General features: G+C 60.9%; 3 protein-coding genes. All 3 read left to right on the forward strand.

Annotation, left to right across the window (positions count from 1 at the left end; all coding sequences use genetic code 11):
- Nucleotides 1–519 (forward strand): RNA polymerase sigma factor (locus ABIE58_RS20255; RefSeq protein WP_354546413.1); only part of this gene is annotated, 519 nt, incomplete at its 5' end.
- 67 nt (nucleotides 520–586) lie between these two features.
- Nucleotides 587–838, forward strand: a complete 252-nt coding sequence (locus ABIE58_RS20260) for a zf-HC2 domain-containing protein (protein WP_354546414.1) — start codon at nucleotides 587–589, stop codon at nucleotides 836–838.
- Between the two features lie 21 nt (nucleotides 839–859).
- Nucleotides 860–1,239, forward strand: a 380-nt coding sequence (locus ABIE58_RS20265) for a DUF6789 family protein (RefSeq protein ID WP_354546415.1), incomplete at its 3' end; no start/stop codon positions are given.

A 1,239-nucleotide genomic window follows, 5' to 3' on the forward strand; every position in this document is an offset into this window, starting at 1 on the left:
GCGGGGGTCGTCAAAAATCAGGCCACCGCCGAGGAAATCGTTCAGGAAACATGGGTTGCGGTGCTGGAGAATATCGCGGGCTTCGAGGGCCGATCCTCGCTTGCGGGCTGGATTTACGCCATCCTGATGAACAAGGCGCGCACGCGGCTCAAGCGCGACGGGCGCAGCATTTCGTTCGAGGATAATGGCGAGGAGGACAGCCTTCAGGCGGCGTTTGACGGGCGCGGGCGGTGGAAAGAAACGCCCGACTTGTGGGATGACCTGACGCCAGAGCGCATCCTTGCCGGCAAGACCGCGCTTGACCATGTGTCACTGGCGATCACGCGCCTGCCGCCCGCGCAACGCGCGGTGCTTTTGCTGCGGGGTCAGGCCGATCTGGACCCGGCGGAAATCTGCGACATTCTCGACATCTCACCCGCCAATATGCGCGTGCTGCTGCATCGCGCGCGGCTGGCGATCCGCGATACGCTGGATGAGCTTCAGCAACCGGCCATCGGCGCGACCCCGGCTCGCCGGTGATTTTCTTTGTAACGTTTCGCGGTTTGCATAGTCACGTTGGTGTAAGGATCGAAAAGGGATCGCTAAGATGCTGCGGTGCAAGGATGTCGCCAGACGCGCAAGCGCGCTGATCGACGGCGACTTGTCCTCTTGGGAGGCGCTTCAGATGCGGATGCATCTGGCAATCTGCAAGGGCTGCACCGCCTTTGTCGGCCAGATGCGCACGACTGCGGCGCTGAGCGATATGGCGGCCAACCCTGCGTCAGATTCCGACACTGATACGGTGCGGATCGAGGCGATCCTTTCAGATGTTCACAACCACAGGAAACCGGGCAAGTGATGCCCGCAGAAAGGAAACGACATGACTAATCTGAAACCGGGCCTTCTCGCAGGCTTTATCGCCACGGTGGTGCTGTCGCTGCTGATGATGGGCAAGGCGATGATGGGTGTGATGCCCGAGCTTGACGTAATCGCGATGCTCAGCGGGATGATGGGGATGCCCGCCGCCATGGGCTGGATTGCGCATTTCATGATCGGCACGATCGCATGGGGCGGGGGCTTTGCGCTGCTCTATTCGGCGCTGCCGGGGGGAAGTGCCATCGTCAAGGGAATCGTGTTCGGGATCGCGGCATGGCTGATGATGATGATCGTCGTGATGCCGATGGCCGGTGCCGGAATGTTCGGCATGAATTTCGGCATGATGGCCCCGATGATGACGTTGGTGCTGCATATCATCTTCGG

The organism is Roseovarius sp. MBR-78 (assembly GCF_040547535.1).
Taxonomy (GTDB): Bacteria; Pseudomonadota; Alphaproteobacteria; order Rhodobacterales; family Rhodobacteraceae; genus Roseovarius.